The 25,500-nt window shown below is 34.1% G+C and carries 18 protein-coding genes; 3 read left to right on the forward strand and 15 right to left on the reverse strand.

Annotated features, from left to right (window positions below):
* Window positions 1–77: 77 nt before the first annotated feature.
* The 6 genes from C1Y58_RS11895 to C1Y58_RS11920 all read right to left on the reverse strand — a co-directional run bounded on the left by C1Y58_RS11895 (window position 78) and on the right by C1Y58_RS11920 (window position 5,798).
* Window positions 78–1,295, reverse strand: a complete 1,218-nt coding sequence (locus C1Y58_RS11895; RefSeq protein ID WP_105616262.1) for an ABC transporter substrate-binding protein — start codon at window positions 1,293–1,295, stop codon at window positions 78–80.
* Between the two features lie 69 nt (window positions 1,296–1,364).
* Entirely contained in the window at window positions 1,365–2,084 is a 720-nt protein-coding gene (locus C1Y58_RS11900) for an ABC transporter ATP-binding protein (RefSeq protein WP_105616263.1), read from the reverse strand.
* A 1-nt stretch (window position 2,085) separates the two neighbouring features.
* On the reverse strand, window positions 2,086–2,877 hold the full coding sequence (locus C1Y58_RS11905) for an ABC transporter ATP-binding protein (RefSeq protein ID WP_105616264.1): 792 nt from the start codon (window positions 2,875–2,877) through the stop codon (window positions 2,086–2,088).
* Window positions 2,849–3,877 (reverse strand): branched-chain amino acid ABC transporter permease, encoded by a 1,029-nt coding sequence (locus C1Y58_RS11910; RefSeq protein WP_105616265.1) that lies wholly within the window; start codon window positions 3,875–3,877, stop codon window positions 2,849–2,851. The genes C1Y58_RS11905 and C1Y58_RS11910 overlap by 29 nt, the downstream gene beginning before the upstream one ends.
* Window positions 3,878–3,894: 17 nt before the next feature.
* On the reverse strand, window positions 3,895–4,770 hold the full coding sequence (locus tag C1Y58_RS11915) for a branched-chain amino acid ABC transporter permease (protein WP_105616266.1): 876 nt from the start codon (window positions 4,768–4,770) through the stop codon (window positions 3,895–3,897).
* Window positions 4,770–5,798 carry a 3-oxoacyl-ACP synthase gene (locus C1Y58_RS11920; protein ID WP_105616267.1) on the reverse strand — a complete coding sequence of 343 codons (1,029 nt, stop codon included), beginning with the start codon at window positions 5,796–5,798 and terminating at the stop codon, window positions 4,770–4,772. The genes C1Y58_RS11915 and C1Y58_RS11920 overlap by 1 nt, the downstream gene beginning before the upstream one ends.
* A 384-nt stretch (window positions 5,799–6,182) precedes the next feature.
* Here C1Y58_RS11920 and C1Y58_RS11925 point away from each other — a divergent pair, with 384 nt between their 5' ends.
* Window positions 6,183–6,866: an HAD family hydrolase gene (locus C1Y58_RS11925; RefSeq protein WP_105616268.1), complete on the forward strand. Its 684-nt coding sequence runs from the start codon at window positions 6,183–6,185 to the stop codon at window positions 6,864–6,866.
* A gap of 47 nt (window positions 6,867–6,913) precedes the next feature.
* Here C1Y58_RS11925 and C1Y58_RS11930 read toward each other — a convergent pair whose 3' ends face one another.
* The 9 genes from C1Y58_RS11930 to C1Y58_RS11970 form a co-directional block, all read right to left on the reverse strand.
* Complete coding sequence (locus C1Y58_RS11930; RefSeq protein ID WP_105616269.1) at window positions 6,914–8,824, reverse strand: glycoside hydrolase family 13 protein; 1,911 nt, start codon at window positions 8,822–8,824, stop codon at window positions 6,914–6,916.
* A gap of 59 nt (window positions 8,825–8,883) precedes the next feature.
* Window positions 8,884–10,326 carry a glycogen synthase GlgA gene (gene glgA / locus C1Y58_RS11935; protein ID WP_105616270.1) on the reverse strand — a complete coding sequence of 481 codons (1,443 nt, stop codon included), beginning with the start codon at window positions 10,324–10,326 and terminating at the stop codon, window positions 8,884–8,886.
* A gap of 22 nt (window positions 10,327–10,348) precedes the next feature.
* Complete coding sequence (gene glgD / locus C1Y58_RS11940) at window positions 10,349–11,470, reverse strand: glucose-1-phosphate adenylyltransferase subunit GlgD (RefSeq protein WP_105616271.1); 1,122 nt, start codon at window positions 11,468–11,470, stop codon at window positions 10,349–10,351.
* 108 nt (window positions 11,471–11,578) lie between these two features.
* Window positions 11,579–12,727 (reverse strand): glucose-1-phosphate adenylyltransferase, encoded by a 1,149-nt coding sequence (locus tag C1Y58_RS11945; RefSeq protein WP_105616272.1) that lies wholly within the window; start codon window positions 12,725–12,727, stop codon window positions 11,579–11,581.
* Between the two features lie 9 nt (window positions 12,728–12,736).
* A complete protein-coding gene (locus C1Y58_RS11950; protein ID WP_105616273.1) occupies window positions 12,737–15,142 on the reverse strand; it encodes a glycogen/starch/alpha-glucan phosphorylase in 2,406 nt (801 codons plus the stop codon).
* Between the two features lie 24 nt (window positions 15,143–15,166).
* Window positions 15,167–17,059, reverse strand: coding sequence for a 1,4-alpha-glucan branching protein GlgB (gene glgB, locus C1Y58_RS11955; protein WP_105616274.1), 1,893 nt, complete (start codon window positions 17,057–17,059; stop codon window positions 15,167–15,169).
* Window positions 17,060–17,283: 224 nt separating this feature from the next.
* Window positions 17,284–18,993: a S8 family peptidase gene (locus tag C1Y58_RS11960; protein ID WP_105616275.1), complete on the reverse strand. Its 1,710-nt coding sequence runs from the start codon at window positions 18,991–18,993 to the stop codon at window positions 17,284–17,286.
* 257 nt (window positions 18,994–19,250) lie between these two features.
* The gene (locus tag C1Y58_RS11965; RefSeq protein WP_105616276.1) at window positions 19,251–21,326 is read right to left on the reverse strand and encodes an immune inhibitor A domain-containing protein; all 2,076 of its coding nucleotides are present in this window, start codon (window positions 21,324–21,326) and stop codon (window positions 19,251–19,253) included.
* Window positions 21,327–21,432: 106 nt separating this feature from the next.
* Window positions 21,433–22,275, reverse strand: coding sequence for an AraC family transcriptional regulator (locus C1Y58_RS11970; RefSeq protein ID WP_105616277.1), 843 nt, complete (start codon window positions 22,273–22,275; stop codon window positions 21,433–21,435).
* A gap of 149 nt (window positions 22,276–22,424) precedes the next feature.
* Between C1Y58_RS11970 and C1Y58_RS11975 the strand changes: the two genes are divergently transcribed.
* Window positions 22,425–23,537 (forward strand): uroporphyrinogen decarboxylase family protein, encoded by a 1,113-nt coding sequence (locus tag C1Y58_RS11975; protein ID WP_105616278.1) that lies wholly within the window; start codon window positions 22,425–22,427, stop codon window positions 23,535–23,537.
* Between the two features lie 279 nt (window positions 23,538–23,816).
* On the forward strand, window positions 23,817–25,499 hold the full coding sequence (locus C1Y58_RS11980) for a methyl-accepting chemotaxis protein (protein ID WP_105616279.1): 1,683 nt from the start codon (window positions 23,817–23,819) through the stop codon (window positions 25,497–25,499).
* The last annotated feature ends 1 nt before the right edge of the window (window position 25,500 follow it).

Below are 25,500 nucleotides of genomic sequence, written 5' to 3' on the forward strand. Positions count from 1 at the left end.
TTTGCTCGACTTTCCCCCGTCTATTCTCCTTAAAGTACAGGAAAGCCGAGCAATAACTGGTGTATATAAACTATCTTCTATTGACCATCTAAAATTCCATCTATGCTCTCAAAATCAATAAAACCTTCCCAACCAGCATCAACACTTGGATTCATCTTAAGCAATGCCATCTCTTGAGTACCTAATCGCTTGCCATCGGAGAAATCAATGGATCCACCAAAAGGATTATCAATTGGTTCAGATTCCAATGCATCCATATAAGTTTCCCAGGTCAAATCTCCGTCAACCCTTCTCAATCCTTCTACAAAGAAATGAGCTGCAATCCATCCTGTCATGGCATATGCATTACTGCTTAGGTCTTCATCAGATACTTTACCCACCCACTCTCTATAATCATTGATAGCAGGTTTGGTCATGTCTACCCATGCATTGGCATAAATAGCAAAGTGATCTGCCACATCGTCTTTAACAGCTGCTGTCATCCGCTGATCAGCATTAACATATGTCGTTAATGTTGGTTTATAAACACCTTGTTTGGCTAATTCTTTAGCTATTTGTGGAAATGTCCCTTGAATAGCAGCAATGATCACCATATCTACTTCTTCATTTTTTAATTTAGTTACAGCAGCTGAAACATCATCGGCATTCGGTGGTACTTGCTCATCAATAACAGTTAAACCGCCCATTCTTTCAGCTTCTTGTTTGATCCCTTTAAGTAAATCTTTACCCGCATCATCGTTGGTATAAATAACCCCAACTTTAGAAGCATTAAACTCACCTTTAGCCCAGGCAGCCATAATTCTTCCTTCCATTGGATAGACTGGCTGTACAGGATATGCTACGCGATCAAATCCTTCTGCTTTCTCGTTATAAAGTAAACCAGTACCTGTTGCAAAATAAACCGCTGGGATACCCGCTTCTTTAATATCATTAAGCGTTGCTCCAACAATAGGTGTCCCAAAGTGACCTACGAAAGCAAATATTTTTTCATCATTAATCATTTTGTCTACAGCAGCTTTCCCTTTTTCAGGATTGAACTCATCATCCTGATGAACATACTCTATCACGCGACCGTTGACGCCGCCACCTTCGTTTACCATCATAAAGTAGGCTTCCATCCCAGCCTTATATGGAACTCCAACCGGAGCCAATGGACCAGAAGTCGCTATACTATTCCCTACCTTAACACTATCCTTTGTTACGCCTTGAGCCGTTTCAACTGCTGTTTCGCATGCAGTTAACATCATTGAGATTACCAATAGCGTGCTAAGAATAACAGCTAAACCTTTTTTCATTTTGAATACCCTCCCCTTAAGGCTAGTAATTGCCTTTATTTTAAATATGTAAAACCATTAACTCATGCATCAATGCCCTCCTAAATACGCCTCAATCAATTGCTTATCTTGAATTAACTCACTAGCTTTACCTTCCATATTAATTTGACCCACTTCAAGAACATAAGCATAATCGGCTATCTTTAGAGTTTGTAATGCATTTTGTTCAATGATTAGTACCGTAGTTCCTTCACTATTAATTTCCTTAATAATATTGAAAATATCTTTAACAATTAGTGGTGCTAATCCTAGTGACGGTTCATCAAGTAACAGCACTTTTGGACTGGCCATTAAGGCCCTAGCTATAGCAAGCATTTGCTGCTCACCACCACTTAAGGTAGCGGCAACTTGCTTTTTTCTTTCTTTTAATATAGGAAAATAACGGAATACTCTGGCATAATTTTCACTTATCACGCCTCTTCTCTTAATGGTAAAAGCTCCAATACGTAAATTCTCTTCCACTGTTAAATCGGGGAAAATTTGCCTCCCTTCTGGTGACTGAACGATACCCAAAGTGGTAATCTGAGCAGGTGATAATCTGGTGATGTCTTGATCATGGAAATAAATATGCCCTTCTTGCTTCTGTACAATCCCAGAAATGGACTTTAATGTCGTGGTTTTACCAGCTCCATTTGCCCCAAGCAGTGCAACAACTTTACCTGCAGGTACGTCTATATTAATCCCCTTCAAAGCCTTGATGTTTCCATAGGCTACCTCTAAGTTCTCTACTTTCAAGGCTAGTTCAGACATATTACTCCTCTTCCTTTCCTAGATATGCTTCTTGAACCTCATGATTGGACTGGATTTCCTTTGGCGTTCCTTCTCCAAGCTTTTTACCAAAAGAGATAGCACATATTCGATCACATACGTCCATGACTAACCGCATATCATGTTCCACAAGCAAAATACTGCAACCATAGGACTCCCTAATACCCTTGATTAATTCTGCCAATCTGGCTGTTTCTGATTCATTTAATCCTGCTGCAGGCTCATCAAGTATAATTAATTTAGGATGACTCATCAAAGTTCTCCCAAGTTCTACTTTTTTTAATACACCATAGGGCTGTCCTCCGACCAGTTCATCTTTTCTATCTTCTAACTCCAAAAAACAAAGTACTTGGTAAGCTTTTTCTCTCAGTTGCCTTTCTTCCCCTCGTGCCTTCCTCGTACGTAAAGCGCCTGCAATAATACCTGTTTTGAACTCAATATGCGCTCCAACTAAAAGGTTATCTATTAAACTTAATTCATTAATTAACTCTACATTTTGAAAAGTTCTCACTAACCCATACTTGATAATATGATGGGTCTTTTTGCCTACCAAATTTATGATTCTGTCATTTGATCTTCTAAAAAGCACTTTGCCATGATTAGGTTTATAAAATTGTGTTATACAGTTAAAAACCGTTGTCTTTCCAGCTCCATTGGGACCTATTAGACCGTAAATTTCACCTTCGTTGATAGCGAAACTAAGGTCATCCACTGCTTTTATACCTCCAAATGCCATTGTTAGGTTTTCAATTCTCAAACATTCCTTGGTCGCCATCTTTCTTCACCTTTTTCTTTTTCCATAATTTTTTTATATCTTTACCTATATCAATTAAGCCTTGTGGATAAAACAAAATGACAACAATAATCAGTATACCGGTAAAAACAAATGCTAAACCATCTATATGCCCAATAACAGGTAATTGCTTTAATATAAGCTCTGGTACACCAAAGACAATAAAGGCGCCAATAATTGGACCAGTAATCCTTCTCATGCCTCCAATAACGATGACAGCTAAGATCTGAAGAGACAAGGTTAAATTCCAACCTGATGGGTATGCAAACCGTATGAAATGCACATAGAGTACGCCAGCTACTCCTGCATACAATGTAGCTACTCCAAATGCTGTCAACTTATAACGAAGAATATTAATGCCCATAGCTTGTGCTGCTGCTTCACTTCCCCTCATAGTCAATAATGCCCTACCTGTTCTACCATGAATGAAATTGTCTGTCAGTATGAGTATGAGTACCAGGAAGAAGACAATTAGAACAAACGTCCATTGACGGTTCAACTGTATAAAACCTAAGAGGACTGGGTAACTTGCATTCTTACCAGAGAACCCACCTGTAATGATCTCAAACTCAACAAAAAACTGTCTAAAAATTTCTGCTACCCCAAGGGTGGCAATAGCCAAATAGTACCCTTCTAATCTCAAAGAAATTAAGCCAATAATCATCCCTATGATTAATGGGATCATAACTGAGATAATCAATGATGGGAAAAAGGATAATCCCAAATCGCTAGTGAGATAGGCCGCAATATACGCTCCTAATCCCATAAATCCTGCTGTTCCTAAGGAAATTAACCCAGAGTAACCAAGTAAAACGTTAAGACCAATTCCAACAATGGCATAGAACATAACTGTTCCTAAAACAATTACGGTAGAACTCTGAAGTAATCCAATTTGTTGTAACGTAGGAACTAATGCAAGTATTAATCCAAAAAGAATGTATTTTCCGTAACGACTTTTATAGAATTCTTTAAGTTTCACCATACTAAATTTCTCACTTTCTAAACCTTTTTAACGACTTTTTTACCAATTATGCCGTTTGGTCTAAATACAATAAACATTAGGATCAGTATATACATGATAGCTTCTCCCCATGTGGAGGAAATGTAGTAACTCAATAAATTTTTACTAAGTCCAATGACATAAGCTCCTATAACTGGTCCGTAAAAAGTTTGAAAACCTCCTAACACACAAGCTATCAATGCATTAATCTGCACATTATCCATCATGGAAACATTAACTGTTATGGCTGGTGCAAGCATCAAAGCAGATAAGGTACCAAGGGCTGCTGCTACTGCCCAAGCCCCCATGGTTACTGTTTTAGTTGGGACACCCATTAATTGCGCTGTTTCATCATTGGATGCTGTAACCCGAACAGCAAGCCCCCATTTTGTTTTCTGTAGAAAGAAGAATAGGACTAGCATGATTATGATTCCAATACTTATATTCAATACTGCATTGTAGGTGACTGATGCTTCCCCTATACTAATGGCTCCATGCTTTAAGAAACGTGGAAAAGATAGAGGACTGGTACCAAAGATCATAGGTGCAATACCTAAGAAGAGCATAATCATTCCAAAAGTAATGATTTGCTTGGAAACTGGGGATACTTTTTTTGCCCTTCTCATAATGATCAAATCAACCAAAACACCAAAGCCAAAACCTGTTACCATACCTATAATAGCCGCTAACCAAACTGGACTTCCTGTAAACATTAAAAAATATGTAGCAATAAAAGCATTGAACATCCCTAATGACCCTTGAGCAAAGTTAGTCATTCTACTGGTACGAAAAATAATAATTATTCCCAATGATGCCAAGGCATAGACACTACCCGATTCAAGACTACTAAACAGTAGTTGTAAAAATGTAGACATTATATATCACTCCCCCATCGGATGACGTTTGCAGCCCAAACATAACCTATCCCAGCAGCTATCATAAGCACTACAGAACCATCTTTAACTTTCTTTTGTTCCAAGCCAAGTTTTAAGGATAGAATCTGATCCACTTGCCCCATATGTCCATAAGAAGATAAATAGATAGTCTGCTCTTCAGTGAGTCCTAATTCTTGTAGCATATAGTCATGCATAGACTTCTTAAAGTGCAGTATAGCAACATAATCAATATCTTTTCTTGTCATTTCAGACTTTTTTAAAGCTTGATCAATACATGTCAACCAATTAGGAATAGAGACCTCATTTAATCTTTTTTTCATTTTTTCTGGATGCATAATCTTTAAAGATTGATAAGCTTGATTAAGATTATCAGCTGTGATCGGTTGATTAATTCCCCCTATTTTGACACCAGCATCTCTCGATAAAGATCCATCAGCTAATATATGTGTACCTAAAAGTAAGTTTTTATAAGAATTTTTTTGAAGTATAAGAGCTCCAGCCCCAGCTGATAAGTTATACATCATGGACATATACTTATCAGTGTAATCCACAAAATCCCCATTACGATACCCGCCAACAATCATAATGGTTTTGATATCCTTGTCAGCTATGAGCATATCTTTTGCCATTTTCATTGCTGAAACTGTGGTACAACAACGATTCTGTACATCAATTCCCCATGCATTTGTAGCCCCTATCTGATCTTGTATGTACAGCGCTGATGTAGTTAATGGATATTCTTTCCATTCCTCTCCCATACACAAAATTACGTCAATTTCTTCTGATGATATATCAGCATCCTTTAAAGCATTTATAGCTGCAAGTGCACCCATTGTTTGTGTTCCATCATCTTTTCCCGGAATCCTCTTCTCGACTATCCCTAATTTATTGATAATGGCATCTTCACTCCAAAAACCATTGGTTGCTTTTGAAATTTCACTTGCCGACATTCTATTGTCAGGTAAGTAAACTCCTATTCCAACAATCCCCACATTTCCCCCTACCATAAATACACCTCTCTCAAAATAACTTTCGAACAAGCAAAATGTTAGTTATCACTTACATACATTTTACAAGATCTAGTTGTTTATTGTCAACAAACTCAAAATAACCCTACCATACTTAAGTTTAAATATGGAGGCACTTATGGCATTTCACATTATTATTTTTACGGAATACTGGATCATCCATAAAATTATTTTCGGTTGAACTAATTAAATAACTAATTCTGCAGTAACACTTCAACAGAAAAAATTCCAGTCAATATACGTATACAGAGTAATTTTCCGTAATTATTGCATTTCTATGTATGTCAATTAGAATAAATCACGCCTTGATTGTTTTTACTTTTTATGGTAGTATGACCACAAACATCAAAGGAGTGATTAAACATGAAACTGGCTATATTCGATTTTGATGGTACTCTTTTTCCAAAGGATACTTTACCTTTTTTACTCAGTCAATGGAAAGCGAATAACTACTCAAGTGTTAAACTATTGAGAGTTAACCTCCCTCTCATTCCATTATATATAACATATAAGTTGGGGTTAAAATCTAAACTAACACGGGAGCAAATGAAATTAAGAGCATTTCAAGGATTTCATGAAATCCTAAAAGGTATGAGTGAGAAAGAGATTAAACATTATCTAACATCCAGTGCTGAAGCAATTATTAAAGAATTAAACAGCGAGATCGTAACCGAAGTACACAGAGTTCATCAATCCGGTTATCATACAGTTCTATTATCAGGCTCATACAGCCTACTTCTGGACAAAATTGCTGAATATCTTGAGATAGATACTGTAATTGGTACAGAAATTCGCTTCGATAGTCAGGGAATAATTGATTTATCTAAAGACTTAAATGTTGCAAGCGGTCAATCAAAAGTCCATCGACTACAAGATTATTTTAAAAATCACTCTATCGAATGGGAAGGTAGTTGTGCTTACGCAGATAGTTATTCTGATATTCATCTCCTACAAACTGTTGGACAACCTATAGTCGTCAATCCTGATAATGAACTTCGATCAATAGCTACACAAACAAACTGGCGAATTATTTCCTCTGTATCATAAGATAAAAATAAAGGGATAGGCATTAATAGAAGCCTAAAACTAAACTTTTAGTTTTGGGCTTCTATTAAAATTACTTTTCCTTGTAATGGTTCTAATATTAACTCTTCAGCCTTTATGAGTCGTTTGTTTTCCATCAATTCAATAGGTGTCATATAGTCAGGTATATCAGGTATCATTATGCTTTTTTTCCTATTTACATGCCTATTGAAAAGGCATAATACCTTAGTCTTTTCCAGAACCCTATAGTACCCATAAACATCATCCATTTCAACAAAGGGTCTCCATTCACCTTTTCTTAAGACTTGGTTATTATTTCTCAAATCTCCAAGTTTCATATACCAGTTAATTAATTCTTGATTCTCACGTCCCCATGGAAAAGTTCCTCTATTATAAGGATCTGAATAACCTTCCATACCCACTTCATCACCATAATAAATATGGGGGATTCCAGGAAATGTATATTGTATTAAAGAGAGCAGTTTTAATCGCTTAATAGCTAAGCTACGTTGAGATTCAGATAATCGATAGTTTTCACGTTCTTCATCCGTTAAGTGGTGTTCTTCTGGTGCTTCCCCTAATAAAGTCATAATACGGGTGCGATCATGACTTCCTATTAAATTCATCGAACCAAAGAAACATTCTTTTGGATAGTTTTCATACAAACTCATTAATCGCTTATGAACATACTCTGCATCCCAAACGCCTCTCACAAAGTTGATGAATAATTCTCTAAATGGGTAGTTCATAACCCCATCCAGTTCCTTACCCCAGAAATATTCTCTTAACTTACCATAGCTTTCTTTTCTTGATGCATCTTCCCATACTTCACCTATCAAAACACTGTCTTGATTAGTTTCTTTCATAACTCTCTTAATTTCTTTGATGAACTCATCAGGAAGCTCATCTGCCACATCTAAACGCCACCCTTTTGCTCCTTTTTGAATCCATCGTCTAACAACACTATCTTCGCCAGTTACCATATAATCTATATAAGTCGGTTCCATTTCATTAACATTTGGAAGGGTATCTACCCCCCACCAACATTCATATTGGTCTGGATAATCTTGAAATCGAAACCAGTTATAATAAGGTGAATCCTGAGATTGATATGCCCCTACTTCTGGGTAATTGCTTTCTCTATTGAAGTAGATGCTGTCACTTCCTGTGTGACTAAAAACACCATCTAAAATAATGGCCATCTTATTATTTTGTGTTTCCTCTATTAAACTGTTAAAATTTTCCTCATCACCAAATGCTGGATCAATCCTTTTGTAATTACCTGTATCATATTTATGATTACTTACAGACTCAAAGATTGGATTAAGATAGATTGTTGAAACCCCAAGTTTCTTTAGATGTTTTATTTTTTTGATAATACCTAATAGATTGCCTCCAAAGAAATCCCATCTTTTCACATGTCCCTTCTCATCTTTAATGTAGTATGGCTTATCGTCCCAATTGGCATGAATTAGACTGTTTTTCTTATAGTTATCGAAATTTATTTCTTTATCACCATTAAAGAATCTGTCTGGAAATATTTGATAGATTATCGACTCTTTATACCACTCTGGAATTGTAAAAGGATGATGAACTGTTAGCTGATATCCTTTTGGATGCTCATGAGTTAACTTTCCAATTCCACCTAAACTCTCATTATTATTAGAATAGTAATAGCGACTATCCGGAGTATGAATGCTAAAATAATACCATACCAATCCTGGATCATTAGTCGTATTATATTGGACTGTAAAAGTTTTTCGATTACCTTCTAATGCCGATAATTCCATAGCAACTTGTCGGTGTTGATGTGCCTCAAACAGCTCTAATGTTACGTATATCTGATCCATATCTACGATAACATCAATTGTTAAATCCACAGTAGTACCGCAGATAACCGCTCCAAAAGGATTTCTATAGTGTTTATTATGGGAATTATGTATAACCTGAATTTCATGCATAACAATTCTCCTTTACTACATCAGTTTATGTACATTTACTGATCACTAGGGAATCCTCCCTAGTGACAAATATCAGCTCTTAATGATTCATAAACTGCTATATATTCTCCAGCTGACTGGTTCCAACTATAATCAACGTTCATAGCTCTCTTCATCAATTCTTGCCATGCTTTTTCATCATTGCGATACAGTTCTACCGCATCTTCTAATGCATAGAGAAATTCATGGGCATTGTAGTTATTAAAAACAAACCCTGTTCCTTCGTTTGTAAATTTATTATAAGGTTCAACTGTATCCTTTAACCCACCAGTTCCTCTAACAACGGGTATCGTACCGTATTTTAAAGATATCAATTGTGATAAACCACATGGTTCAAAGAGTGAAGGCATTAAGAACATATCTGCTCCAGCATAAATCTTCTGTGCTAAACTAATATCAAACTCAATGAAGGCTTTAACTTTTTTAGGGTAGTGTTGCTCTAACTCTTTGAAGAATTGTTCATACTTATAGTCTCCTACTCCTAATACAACTAATTGAATATCCATGTTAAGGATTTCCTGCATGACATGCAAAACTAAATCGAACCCTTTTTGTTCAACCAGCCTAGAAATTATCGCAATAACAGGTATTTGATCATTCTGAGGTAGCCCTGATATTGCCTGCAGCTTTACCTTGTTTTCCAGTTTCCCGCTTTTAGCAGTGGTATAATTAAAAAAGATATGCTGATCCTTTTCAGGGCTAAAAATATCATAATCGATACCATTCAATATACCTTTTAGCTTAAAATTAATATCGCGTAGAATACCGTCTAATTTTTCTCCATAATAAACATTCTGAATTTCTTCTGCATATGTTGGACTAACGGTAGTCACCATGTCAGCATAGTAAAGAGCTGCTTTTAATAGGTTGATATCACCATAGAACTCAAATTTCTTATTCATTGCATAGTCTTTACTTAATCCAAATAAGTCCTCTAGTACTTCTTGACCATATATACCTTGATACTTAAGATTATGAATCGTAAAAACTGTCCGAATATCATGATGAATTTCTGAAAGTCTATATTGCTCTTCTAATAGTACTGGTATGAGCGCAGTCTGCCAATCATGACAATGAATAATATCTGGTTTGAAATCGATATGACCTAAACATTCGAGAACACTTCGACTAAAAAAAGCAAATCGCTCAGCTTCATCATAGTAACCATACATTCCTGGTCTCTTGTAGTAATACTCGTTATCAACTAAATAAAAGGTTATACCGTCAATTATACATTCATCTATGCCACAATATTGGTTTCTCCAACCTACCGAAACATTAAAGTGAGTCTTATATTTAAAGTGTTGTTTATACGCATCTGGTATATCAACATATTTAGGAATAATGACTCGAACATCCAATCCTAATCCCTTTAATGATTTTGGTAGGGTACCGACTACATCTCCTAAACCACCACTTTTCAAAAATGGTATGGTCTCTGAGGCAGCAAATAATACTTTCATACTTCATCTCCTTTAACCCAAATTATCCGAGACAGCAACTTTTTCCAATGACAATAGGGGCGTTTTCTTTCCCTTTTAATACAATTCCATCATTTATTGTTACATCCTTATCTAAAATAACATTCTCTAAAATAACCTTTTGACCTACATGACACTTTTCCATAAGAACACAGTTCTTTATAAAAGCACCCTCTCCAACATTAACCTTTCTAAAAATAATACTATTCTCTACGTCACCATATAACATGCAACCACTTGCTACAAGTGCATTGGTTGTATGACTTGAATCCATGTATTTAGTAGGGTGATTATCACTTGCTTTCGTATAAATCTTATTTTCATTTAAAAATAAATCATCTTTAATATCATTATTGAGCAGATCCATACTACACTGAAAGTACTTTTTTATTGAATTTACTTTACAAAAGTAGCCTTCATAAGGGTATGCATAAGTCACTAATTGACTAATATTGTTTTTTATCACTTCGATCAAATCCCAATTGACACCTAAGCAATCGCAACTCTTGATCATGGTCATTAATAAATCTTTTTTTATAATCAACATGTCTATAAACAACATGTTACTATCACTATTGGGGTACTCACAAATTTCAATTACTTTTTGATCACTATGATCAATGTTTAATAACGTATCGTATTCATCAAAGCCACAATTATCATCAAATGCTTTATAAATCATTGTTATATCTGCTTGTTTTTTTTTATGAAAATTAATGGCATCCAAATAACTAATATTACTTATCAAGTCACTTCCTGAAATGACAACATTCTTCTTATTTACACTTTCGAAAAACTCTATATTCACAAGGAAATCGTTCAAATTAATTCTTGGATGTTCATTGACATAGAAGCTCATTCCTCCATTTAAAATGGAAAGTGCCTTACTTTTTCTACTTAAGGACCATTCCTGTCCTGTTCCAAGATGCTCCACCAGCGACTTATATTTATGTGATCCAATGACTCCAATCTTCCCAATACCAGTATTGACCATATTGGATAATGCAAAATCGATTAATTTGTATTTGCCTCCAAAAGGTACTGTATTCAAACTTCTATATTTGGTTAAATCACCTAAAATATTACTTTCAGGTTTATTGGTTATAACACCTATTGCATCATGCATTGTTTATCCTCCAGCTATAATCCTATTTCAGTTATCTAATAGTTACTGTAAATTCACTTTACTATTTCTATGCTCTCTAATTATTCCTTAGACAGACTATTTTCTTATCTAATAAGGCTGATTAGTGGAAATATTATTGAAAACAACTTCTATGTCTGAGTTTTCTCCTTTTTTACCTATTCTAAGATTTCTTCCTATCTGTATATTTTCCCCAATAATTGTCTTTTCAATAACAGTCCCATCCTCAATAATTGTATTATTTAGTATAACAGAGTCAATTACTCTGGCTCCTCTACCTATGCACACATCATTTCCAAGAACTGAATGATGAACTTCCCCTAATATGGTAGAGCCATTGCAAATTAAACTATTTTTGATGACTGCATTAGCATCGACAAAATGGGGTTGTATATTGGAATTATTGGAATATATTTTAAAATCTTGATTATCGTATAAGTTCATCTCTGGTTCCTTACTCAAGAGGTCCATGGTTGCCTCATAATAGCTTTCAATTGTACCAACGTCTCTCCAGTAACCTTTATAGGAGTAGGTATACATTTCTTTACCTTGTTCCAATAACATGGGGATGACGTTTTTACCAAAATCATTACTAGTTTCCACAAGGTTATGGTCCTCAATTAAAGCTTCTCTTAGAACATCCCATTTAAAAATATATATGCCCATAGATGCCTTATTACTTCTTGGAGCAAGTGGTTTTTCTTCAAAATCAATTATCCGATCATCATCGTCTGCAATCATCACGCCAAAACGACTAGCCTGATCCCATGGTACTTCAATAACAGAAATCGATACGTCTGCTTCTTTATCCTTATGCATTTCTAACATTAAAGAATAATCCATTTTGTACACTTGATCTCCTGATATGATTAGTACATAACTCGGATTATAAAAATCAATATATTCAATATTTTGGTAGATAGCATCAGCAGTACCTTTGTACCAATTACCACCATCTCTAGTTAGATATGGCGGTAATATTCGTACACCACCGTTAACTGAATCTAATGCCCATGAGCTTCCAGTACCAATATAGGAATTCAATAGCAAAGGCTTATATTGGGTTAAAACACCTACAGTATCGAAGCCTGAGTGATAACAATTACTAAGGGCAAAATCAATTATTCGATATTTCCCGCCGAAAACCACAGCAGGTTTAGCAATATCTCTTGTTAGACCACCAAGCCGACTCCCTTGCCCACCTGCTAATAGCATGACAACGCATTCTTTTTTTTTCATAGTTCACCTCTAATAATTAACTTCACAATTCCATATATTTTTTGCGTATTCTTTAATGGTACGGTCAGAAGAAAAATAACCAGAATGAGCTATGTTATTAATCGTCATATTGATCCAATTGCTTCTATCGTTGTACTTTTCATTGACTCTATACTGCGTATCTACGTAGGATGCAAAATCTTTAAGGACAAAAAATTCATCATTATAAACCAAGAGTGATTCATAAATGTTTCTAAATTCCATGTCACCTTCAGAGAAAAACCCATCTATTAACTGATTAAGGATTCTTTGAATTCTATAATCTTTATGATAGATTTCATAGGACTTATAGTTATTGTTTTTGTAATACTTAATGACTTCACTTGCTTTTAATCCAAATATGAAGATATTATCCATTCCAACTTCATCCAATATTTCAATATTAGCTCCATCAAGTGTTGCTACTGTTACAGCACCGTTCATCATGAACTTCATATTGCCAGTACCTGAAGCTTCTTTACTCGCTGTAGAGATTTGCTCACTTATATCTGCCGCTGGGTAAATAATTTCTGCTAAAGAAACATTGAAATTCTGTAGGAAAATCACTTTTAGTTTATCATTAACTGTTCTATCATTATTGATTTTCTTTGCTAAAGAATTAATAAGCTTTATAATACTTTTGGCATAGTAATAACCTGGAGCTGCTTTTCCAGCAAATATAAAAGTCCTTGGGTGAATATTAAGTGCAGGATTTTCTTTTAATTGATTATATAGATTCATAATGTGTAAAACATTCATTAATTGACGTTTATAAGCATGAATTCGTTTTACTTGAATATCGAAAATGGAACTCGGATCAATGTTAATATCATAATGACTTTCAATATATTTTGCTAATCTAAGTTTATTTTGCTGTTTTGCTTGGAAGATTTTTTGCCTAAAGCTAGAATCATATTGAAAATTCATGAGATTATTAAGCTCTAATGGTTTCTCAATCCAACCCTTTCCAATGGTTTCGTTAATTAATTGACTTAGATAAGGATTTGCTTTCAATAAAAATCTTCTATGATCAACGCCATTCGTCTTATTATTAAATCGGTCAGGATAGACTGTATCAAAGTTTTTCATCACTTCATTTTTTAAAATCTTACTATGAATCTTAGCCACTCCATTTACAGAATAGCTGCCAATAATAGCTAGATGAGCCATGTGTACCTGTCCATGCTGTAAAATGGCCATATTTGCTTCTTCAGCATGATGAATATCTTCTAAAAATCTTCTATTAATCTCTTCAATAATCATGTACACTCTTGGCATTAGGGTCTTAACCATGTGAATTGGCCAACGTTCTAGTGCTTCTGGTAGAAGTGTATGATTCGTATAAGAAATAGTTCTCGTGGTATAGTCCCAAGCTTGATCCCAACTTAAGTTTTCTTCATCGATAAATATTCTCATTAACTCAGGAATACATAATGCTGGATGGGTATCATTAATGTGTATAGCGATTCTATTATAGAAATCTTGGACAGATCCATGATTCTTTTTATAGCGTCTTATGATACTTTGAATACCTGCTGAAACGAAAAAATATTGCTGCTTTAAACGAAGTAATCTCCCTTCATAATTAGCATCATTTGGATACAATACTTGAGAAATAGCTTCAACAGAAGATTTGTATTGCACTGCTTGATGAAAATTCCCTTCATGGAATGACTTTAAATCAAAACCTTTTGTAGGTTCAGCACTCCAAAGGCGTAAACGATTGATGCTATCTGGATTATCGTATCCTGCTATGGCTATATCATAGGGTACAGCCCATACTGATTCATAATTCTTGTGTTCAAAAGTCAATTTACCATTGAGCTCTCTGGTCTCAACTTCTCCACCAAAATTCACTGTTACCGCAGATTTTGTTCGCCTATTTTCCCATGGAAATTCATGACGTAGCCAATTATCAGGCAATTCAACCTGATAACCATCCATTATTTTTTGATCAAAAAGTCCATGTTTATATCGTATACCTATACCGTTACCGTTAATCCCCAAAAAAGCCATTGAGTCTAAAAAGCAGGCTGCTAAACGTCCTAATCCCCCATTACCTAATCCTGGTTCATCCTCACATTGTTCTAAATCAGACAGTGAGATTCCTAATTCCTCTAACCCTACTTCCACTACATCAATAACACCTAAACTGATCAAATACTGTCTAAGTAATTTACCTATCATGAATTCTATTGAGAAATAATAAACTAATTTACTTTCACTTAACTTCATTTGTGCTTTTTTGTGTGCCCAGTTTTTATTCAATTCATCAACGATTAACTTTGCTAACACCATATATTTGTCACGTATATTACCATCACTTAGAGAATCTCCTGTTAGTTCTTTAAATTTTTCAAGATAGGTCGCCTTAAATTTTTCTTTATTGCTTAACATATTTATTCACCTCGTAGACAAAGTTTATTTGGGTATAGCTAATTTTCTTTTGCTTAACTTAATAACTAAAGATGACAATGGGGGTACTGTTAGCTCTACTGAATAGGGCTGGTTATGCCATGCCACTTCTTTTGCTTTCATTGTTTTCGTAATGGTTGTATCCGACCCGCCATATTTTTCTTCATCACTATTAAACACCGTTCTATAAATTCCTTTAGCAGGTACACCTAATCTGAAATTTTTATAATAAACTGGAGTAAAGTTAAGGATTATCACGTTAAAATCTTCACCCTTTTTGCCTACTCGTTTAAAGATAAAAATACTCTGATCTCTATTATCAGCGTCAATCCACTGAAAACCGGACCAATCATAATCAATTTCCCATAAAGCATTCTCATTCAAATAATAGTGATTGATGTCTTTAACATACAACTGGAATTTTTTATGCATATCATATTCTAATAGCATCCAGTCCAATTCCGAATACTCTCTCCATTCAATAAATTGAGCTATTTCACTCCCCATAAATAAAAGTTTTTTACCTGGATGAAATATCATGTAAGCAATCAGAACCCTATAGTTTGCAAATTTACTCCAGTAGTCACCAGGCATCTTATCTACTAAAGACTTCTTACCATGGACAACTTCATCATGTGATAGCGACAAAATAAAATTCTCAGCAAAAGCATAACTCATCGAAAAAGTTATCAAATTATGATTGTATTTTCTAAAAAAAGGATCTAACTGCATGTATCTCAGCGTATCATTCATCCATCCCATATCCCACTTAAAATTGTAACCTAGCCCATCCATATATTGTGGTTTTGTAACCAAGGGCCATGATGACGACTCCTCTGCAATCATCAATGCGAAAGGATAGTATTTAAAGATAATTTCATTTAATTTCTTCATAAATGTTATAGCATCTAAATTACTATTTCCACCAAACTTATTTCGTGGTGCTAAATTCTTATCTTCATAACCATAATCTAAATAAAGCATACTCGATACACCATCTATCCTTAAGCCATCGACATGAAATTTATCAAACCAAAAGACAGCATTTGAAATTAAATAACTGTGTACCTCTGTCTTACTAAAATCAAAGTTCATAGTTCCCCAATGCTTATGTCCTATACAACCGTATATGTTTTCCCCATCAAATTCACACAAACCATGTTCATCCATACAAAAATGACCAGGTACCCAGTCCAGTATGACGCCAATTCCACTTTGATGGCATTGATCTACAAAGTACATAAAATCCTTAGGTGTTCCATACCTACTAGTTGTTGAATAGAAACCTGTAATTTGATAGCCCCAAGAACCATCAAATGGATGCTCCATAATCGGAAGCAATTCTATATGTGTATAACCCATCTCCTTTACATAACCAATGACTAAGTCAGCTAATTCTCGATAAGTATATATTTCGCCATCCTTTTTTCTTTTCCATGAACCAAAATGCATCTCATAGATGTTGATAGGTCTTTCAAAGATATTAATATTCTTTCTATGTTCAAGCCATTTCGCATCATGCCATTTGTAATGATCTAAATTGTAAACAATAGAAGCAGTTTGAGGTCTTAATTCTGAAAAGAAACTATAGGGATCAGCTTTATATTTATACTGGTTCTCTTGAGTTAGAATTTTATACTTGTACTTAACTTCTTCATCAAGCCCTTCTATAAAGCACCCCCATACACCTGAATCGCCAAGGTTTTCCATTACACATTCGTTCCAGTTGTTAAACTCACTTACTACACTGACCATTTTGGCATAGGGTGCCCAGACAGTAAACCTAACGCCAAGCTTCCCATTATGTTTCATTCTGTGAGCACCTAATATATTGTAACTATGATAATAACGTCCTCTGTTATATAAGTACAAAGCTTCTTTGTTGATTAAATTCTTCAAATCCTACCTCCGCAGTTATCAGCTTGTCAAACTTCTTTTATACTCTATTTTAATGTTTGTATGTTTGATTGAATTATACATGGAATGAAAATGAAGAAAAGATTTTTTTGTAATAAAAAAAGAGACGTTTTCAGTCCCTTTTCATCCATCAATTTTAGCTTTTCTTAAAAATGAAAAATCCCTTGCATTCTTTACTTTTAATTGGCTACTTCACCCACTAATGATTAAATTTTTGTAAAGGTATTTATTAAATCTAATTCTCCAAATCCCCATTCTTTGTTTGGATAGATGACACCTTCTCTTCGTCTTGCTCCACGAGCTAGGTAAGTTTTCATAGCGACTGTATTAATAGCAGGGTCATTTCCTTTAATAATCCCCCATTCTAATAAGAGAGCGCATGCGCCTGCTGTTATTGCCGCTGACAGACTCGTTCCTGATAACATTCCATATGTATTATTGGGATAGGGTCCAATAATATTGACACCTGGTGCAACGAAATCTGGTTTAACTCTATCCTCCCTAGTAAAGCCTCTACCTGACTCTAAATAAATACTACTTATTATTTCATTATAAGCGCCAACTGTAATAGTACCTGGATTGGTTGATGGGATCACAACAGTGGTATAAGGGTCAGGTTTTAGAAAAATAGTTAGTCTATCTATAAAACTTCTAATTGGTAAGTAAATATCAAATTTTCTGTTAACCAGTGTCTCTCCATGAATAATAATATTCCATATGCCTGGTAAGGGATTTATGATCATAAAAGCTATTGATTCTTCTGCTGATCTTTCTTCTAGTAGATCGTAATGAACACGAATAACAGTATTTTCTAATGGAAAAGTTTTGAACTGCCATTCTCTTGGCTTAATAGGAAAAACGCCAGTAGTTTCTCCACTTGGTGATATAAGCTCTAAACTTAAAACATCGGGAAGAGGTACCCACATATTTACAAATACACCTTTTTCACCATCAGCAATATTAAGATCAAGATTGACTTGAGATTCACCTTCTTTAAAAGTACCACTAAAATGATGTGCAGCATTTGCCTCATTGCCTGCTGAAGTGACAACAATTACTCCAATTGCATCACCTTTCTTAGCTAAAAACTCTTCAACTTCATTAGCTCCATTATGTGGACCATCAGAGGAAGCACCTGCAAACAACAACACTAAGGGTTTATCTTTCTGCTGTGCTTTTTCTAAAACATAATTAAAACCTTGGAGAATGTCGTTGGTTTGAAAAACAATAGCCCCTTCTTTAACTTGAAAGAAATCTGATAAGCATTTTTTAGCACGTTTTAATTTCACAACAATTAATTCAGCATCGGGGGCTGCACCACTAAAATTCTCTTCTAAGTTACTTCGTCCTGCAGCAACACCTGCTAAAAAAGTACCATGACCAACGTCATCTACCGTTGGCACAACTGATAAAGGGTCCTCCGAATTTAATGCCTCATTAATTTGCTCATTGGAATATTCCGAACCGTATAGGAAGCCAGCCGGTGGTGTTCCTGCTTGTGTTTGATCCCATATACTAAGAATTTTACTTGTATTATCCTCATAACGGAAAGCTTCATGAATATAATCGATTCCAGTATCTACAATGGCAATCAAAACTCCTTTACCAGAAATATCAAGACTTTCACTGGACAACACTGGACCAATTCCTGCAGCTTCAATACTGCTTACACTTGTTAATCCATATAAGTTAGGTAGTACTATATACTCACTATTAAGGTAGAATCTATCACAATCTTTTTGATCCATTTTTATATGTAATATTACCCATTCTTCGAATACCCTTTGAGCACATTCAGCTCCAGCTTCAGCTGCTGCTTCATCAATATCCCCTTTTATGCGCTGATAAATATCTACATAATCTTCAGAAGTAATGATATCATGACAAGTTATATCTTCTTTTTCTACTTCTCTCAATCTTCTCCTCCTTTCTAAGACTATATTTGCGCCTTATAAAAAGGTTAATCTTATCCTATTCTCTATTGAGATATAAATACCAGACTCTTATAAATAACTTCTCTAACGTTTAATTAGAATGCTTATCATATTATATGTTGATTTCTTAGCGAAGTATACCTGATTCTCATTCACACATATTTCTATAAATCAAAAACATAAAAGGCTATCGACTATGTCGACAGCCTATAAGCCTTTTTGAAAAGACTAATTATAGATTATTTTTGTTTTGCTGCTTCACTCTTTGTAGTTATTTCATAACTATAATCTACTTCACCCTTTGTTCCAGCTGGTGCTGCATACCAAATAACCATATAATTATTACCACCACTGAAAAACTCTTTTAAGGTAATAGCATCTGCTTCTGTAACATCAAATGGATCTATGCTTAACACTTTATAGTTACTATTGTTATTTCCTTTACCTAGTGATTTTTGATTAATAAAAGTTACTGCATATTCAACATAAGATTCTGTAACCTCATGAATACTCTTAAACTCTTCTAAATCACTACCATCAAAATACAAGTTGATTTCAGGAATACTAATGTCATCAATGTACCAACCATTCTCATTTGTACCCCAATCCGTCATATATCTAAAGTTCAAGAGAATTTCTTTCCCTATATAAGGCGTTAAATCAAATTCTTCTGTTGTCCATCCATTCGTATGACCTGTAAAACCAGGTAAATTTTCTCTTATAGCTGGGTAACCTTCTGGTACTAATGAATCAACAGTACTTTCATTCATTAAACTGTTCCAAGTATCTCCTCCATCTGTAGATACTTGAACAAATGCAAAATCCCAATCTTGTTCAATTTCAACTAAATGATCAAAAGATAATGTTGCTTCATTAACATCTTTAAGATCAACTGATATAATTATTTGACTATCCATCTCATCTCCTTTATTTGCCCAGAAGACTTGATTAGATTCGTCAGTTGGATCTTGAACAACTTGCCATGGTGATTGTAAAAAGTTAATACCATCAAACTTAATACTTTGAATTTTATTAGCTTGATCTATCTCTTTATAGTCTCCTCCCCAAGCAGGTACACCATCTTTGTCATATGCAAGAGCGGACTCATAATTTACATTAATGTCAATACTGTCAAAATTATAAATTCCACTATCTGGCTCTGGGCTATCAATTGCAACAGCTATACTAAATCTTCTAAATAGTTCTGAAAAGTCAATACCAGTATTATAGTCATCTAATACTTTTTCAACTCCTTCAAAACCATGCTTTGTTTCTTTAGCTAACTGTTGTATAAAATCTTTACCATAATGATCATATAAGTATAATTGAAGCAAATAAGCTTGACCATAATCTGCAAGTGTTTCTGGTCCAGTTACCGCTTCCAAGTGATCATCCCATTCTACTAAAGAATTTTCTGGATGTTCAATAAAGAAGTTAACGTGTCCCATTGGATGACCATAACCACATAAAAATTCGGCAAAATCTGACATCCCTTCATTCACCCAAGTTTCCTCAGCAGAATCATTATCGTCATGGATTAAATGCTGTAATTCATGAGCAGTAGTACCAAAGAATGTACTTTCTAATCTTTCTTCCCATGAATTCGTATCTAATGAGATAATGTTACGGTCAAAATAGGCTTCAAATGTTGATGAGTAAAACCCTGCAATAAAAAATGGATAGTCAGGATCATAATAATTTTCATCGCGAACATTATCTACTAACATAATGATTCTTTCAATACCATCTTTAGGAGAGTAATAATCTGGATCCACATAACCCCAATCACTCAATAAAGCTTGGTCTCCATCATGAGAATCCGGAGTACCAAAAAAATCAGTATCAGTAGAATAAATATTGTTATCAAATTCATCTCTCAATGTATCAACTTGCTCTTGAGTGACTACATGAGCTGGTCGATCATCTTGAAATGATAGGTCATCAGCAACCCAAACCTCAATATTTTCTCCTACACTTCTAAGGGTATATGATTTGAAATAATATCCATTAACACTATCATACCCCAGAAAATCTTTGGTTCCACCATCAAAAGTAAAATTACTATTTTCTTCATCACTTTCTACTGTATTTTCTTCATTAAAGTTATATGTAGCTGCTGCTTTCTTAATTTGTTTTTCAACTTCTTCTACGTATTCTTCATCATTTTCTAAATGTCTTAAACGAGGTCCAATATCTAACACCTGCATGTCTTGTGATACATCATTTTTTTTAGCTTGTACTTGTGAAGTTTGTCCAACAAGTAATGTAGAGATCGCAAATGCTAAAATGAGTATGTAGCTCAAACCTTTTTTCATATTTTTTTCCTCCTTTTGATGTTGTACAAACTTATAATAACTTATATGTTAATTTATGTCAATCTTTCATTGTTATTTTAGATCTAATTATTAATATAATATGATATCAAAATAATTTCTCTTGCACTTTTCTATTAACATACATACTGGGCGCAATTCCTTCATGTTTTTTGAAGTATTTGCTAAAATAATAGATATCATTAAATCCAGTTTGTTGAGCACATTCTGATATTGTATAACCGTCGTCTAATAACTGTTTAGCCTTTGATATTCGGATATCCATTAAGTACTCAATTGGAGCCTTATTTGTTACTTCTTTGAATATACTGCTTAGATAAGGTATACTTATATTAACGATTGAGCTTAAATCATTTAATGATAATTTTTTGTAATAATGTTTGCAAATATAATCAATTACTCTATCGACTTTTTTTACATTGTGATAGTTTATTCCAGCTTGTGTTTTGAATGCAATTAAATAATGCATTAGCTCCATAAAATAATACTTTTCTTTTAATTGTTTATTGGGTTGATTAGATAACCATGTCTTATTTAATTCACTCATCACTTTTCTTATTGAATGAAATAAATAATCGTCTTCTATTCTTTGACCAAATTTCAAAGGTATCTCCTCATGCTCCAAATTCCACTCTTTTAATTCTTCATTAAATACTGGGCAAGTGTATTGAAAATCTATGGCATAGCATTTCATTTGATCGTCTTTATATGTATAAGCCTTTCGCATGAGACATGGAGAATAATATATGAGATCTCCTTTTTTAGCTTCGTATACTTCACCATCTCTTTCAAAATGACCTCTCCCTTCATAAACCAGTATTAAATTGTGTCTCTGATAAGGTCCACATAATCTCCAGTTCATCGTACATATCCGATGAACACTATACATTATTTCGGGGGCGATATTATTTAATTTTTCATAATTAGTCATATCTACTTGTTATCCTCCTAAAAAAATATCTTGTAGATTAATTTGATCATAAGATAGTACAAATATTATAGCATTGTACATTGTATTTTAAACAAAATAGTTCTATACTCCGATTATAACATACTACAAATTTATATGGAGGATAAAATATGTTACCTGTTGATTTAGAGCGCTTTTGGAGTGATGATGAATTAGCGCATGAAGATAATTGTTTTAGTGAAAATGCACCTCAAATTGCACTAGGTATTCGTATGAGCGATGAGTGCGTATTTGCTGAGTTAGGTGTAGAAGGAAATCCTTGGGGCTCTATCCCAAGAGAAAAGCGTATTGAACTGAATAAACGCTACAATGATAAGGCTGAAAAAATAGTAGGAAGGCGTTTACTTAAAGAATCTTTCCCAGAAGATGATGAACTCTTTCCACCCATTAAACGAATAGGAGAAGTCTTTGGTGGTAGATACGAGGACAACGGAAATAGTGTTTGGCTTCACGGTTCCTGTAGTACACCTAAAGAATTAGAAACTCTCTTAACTCATGTTGAAAAGCTGGATATTCGTAACTTTATTCTTCCAACTAATTGGGAAAATGAAAAAAGAAAAATTTATGAGAAGTATGGAAAAAAACCTCCACTACTCCGTCATGTAAGAGGTCCTGTTACTCTGGCTATGTCCATATATGGTGACACTAATTTAATTTATTTAATTTATGACGAACCGGATTTAGCCAAACATTTTAGTAAGGTTATCGGAGATGTGATCATAGAAATAGGTAAGATTATGGATGAAGAAGCAGGATTTACTTCTAAAAATCGACCTAAAGGCTTTTCCTTTGCAGATGATAATTGTGCTTTACTTACTCCAGAAATGTATGAATTATTTGGTTACCCTGTTTTAAAGAGAGTCTTTGACTATTGGTCTCCAGATAAAAATGATAGACGTTATCAGCATTCTGACTCGGAAATGGGTCATCTCATCCCCATTCTTAGTCGTTTAAATTTAACAGGCTGCAATTTTGGTCCTACAGTTTTAGTCAATGATATCAGAAAACATATGCCGAATACTCGAATAGATGGATGCTTGGCTCCATTCACTTTTATGAAAAATGATGAAAGAAAAATCATTGAGGAAGTCAAAAGAGATTATGAAATGGCCAAAAATTGTAAAGGGTTAAATTTATCAACTGCTGGTTCAATAAACAATGGAAGTTTATTAACCAGTATGCGTACAGTCATGCATGCCATTCAAACCTTTGGTAGATATTAAGTAGAAAATTAAAAAAAATTGAATAAAAAAATTTTATCTGTTCATACTATTATTGATAGCAATTATAATCTTAACTGATTATAATCTTGCTATCATCTATGTCACGCTTGACATAGGTCAAGGAGCGATAACCATTATGGTTATTGCTCTTTTTGTTGCATTAATTACCAAAATATATTTTTTTCTATCATAAATAAGATTATAATTTGATATTTTATGGTATTATATGTTAGAATATACTTATATACGTATCTAAAAATATAGGAAGAGAGGTAAAAGATGTTTAAACTCAACTCAGTAGGTAAAAAATTAGCTGTTATATTGTTGCTTGTTTTTATTCCCTTTGTAGTTAGTGTTCTCCTTTCATTTGCGACTTTTAATGCCATGAGTGATGATGGTGTTGCAATTAATCTATCAGGAAGTCAACGAATGAGAACCATGCTTTTAGGTTTTTATACTCTTGAATATATTGAAGCTCTTGAGTCAAATAATCAAGAACTTTTAGATGAAAGCAAAACTATCTTAGAAAATGAACTTGAAACATATGATGACATTATGAATGCATTAATTGATGGAGATACTCAATATAAAATTTCTCCAAATAATAATGATGAACTTGTATCAACCATCTTAGAGGTTAAGAAAGATACTGAAAAATATTCTTTAGCCATAAGACAAATTCTTGAAGGACAATCCGTTACAAGCAATCAACAATTTGTAACAGAAAACAGTTTATTGATCAAAAATGAAATTAATCAAATTGTTGGCAAGTACCAGGAAAACTATGATCATAAATTGTTTGTTTTAAAGTTAGAGCAAATTATTATACTACTGTGTGGTTTCTTAATTCTTCTTTTTGGGATTATTAGAGCCCATAGACAAATAGTGAAACCTATAAAAAAAGTAACAACTATTATGAAAGATATTGCTGATGGCGATGGTGACTTAACTGGTCGTGTACATATTGAAACAAATGATGAAATCCAGCAACTTGGTCATTGGTATAATATTTTTGTTGAAAACATTCAAAGTTTAGTAGCTCAAGTAAAATCTGATGTGAACTATCTAAGTCAAGCTTCTGATGAGATATCTTCCGCTCTTGAACAGAGTAATCTCGGGATGGAAGAAATCGTTAATAAGACGGCTTTGGTATCAGAGAGCAGCATCCATGAAGCTAGCGTTGTGGAAGAAACAAATGCCAGCATCATAGAATTATCAAATAATGCTGATGCTATTGCTGAACGAACAGTTATAACATCAAAGCATAGTTGTGATACTTTAGATTATTCAACTTTAGGTGAGAAATATGTTGATGAAGTGGTAGAAGCAAATGCTCTAGTTCATAACTCTACCGGAATAGTTTTTGAGGCTATTCAAAAGTTAAAATTTACTTCAGAACGTGTTGGTGAAGTCGTCAATATAATTGATGGTATCGCTGGTCAAACAAATCTTTTAGCTCTAAATGCATCTATAGAGTCTGCTAGGGCTGGTGAGCAAGGTAAAGGTTTTGCTGTTGTAGCAGATGAGGTGAGAAAACTAGCTGAAGAAAGTAAAGCCTCAGCAGCCTCAATTATTAATTTAATAAAAGAAATCCAAGATAATACTGATCTTGCAGATCAAGCTATTCAAGAAGGCAAAGAACGTGTAGACATTAGCGTTGAAAAATCCAATCAAGCAAAAGAGCAATTTAAAAGGATTCTGAGTGCAGTTGAAGTTATAACTGAGCATAGTAATGCTGTTTCTTCATCTTCTAAAGAACAAGCAAACATATCTGAAGAAATGACAAAAGCCATCGAGCAAATATCTTCAACTACAACTGATAATGCAGAATCTGTTAAACAGATTAATAGTATTATTGAAATGCAAGTTGCTTCATTTGAAGAAATTGGTGCTAATCTCACTGAACTAAATCAGAAAGCATTAAGATTAAAACAATTATCCGATAAATTTAAAGTTGATTAAA

The sequence above is a fragment of the Vallitalea okinawensis genome (assembly GCF_002964605.1).
Classification (GTDB): Bacteria; Bacillota; Clostridia; order Lachnospirales; family PQDH01; genus Vallitalea_A; species Vallitalea_A okinawensis.